1 protein-coding gene is annotated in these 210 nt (G+C 41.4%); it reads right to left on the reverse strand.

Annotated features, from left to right (window positions below; translation table 11 throughout):
- On the reverse strand, positions 1-210 hold a 210-nt coding region (locus CKO50_RS23030), incomplete at both ends, for an integrase core domain-containing protein (protein ID WP_141240176.1).

A 210-nucleotide genomic window follows, 5' to 3' on the forward strand; every position in this document is an offset into this window, starting at 1 on the left:
TGAATTAAGTTTTTCTTCTGCTACTGCTGGAGCTTGCATATCGTTATGACTATGAGGCCTTCTCCAGTTGTAATAGTTCATCAAGTAAAAGCTAACGTCTTGTTCAGCTTCTTTAAATGAACTGTAGCCTGTACTTGGAAGCCATTCCGTTTTGAGACTTCTAAATAAACGCTCCATCGGGGCATTGTCCCAACAATTTCCTCTGCGGCT

It is taken from the genome of Pseudoalteromonas sp. HM-SA03, assembly GCF_002289345.1.
GTDB lineage: Bacteria > Pseudomonadota > Gammaproteobacteria > Enterobacterales > Alteromonadaceae > Pseudoalteromonas.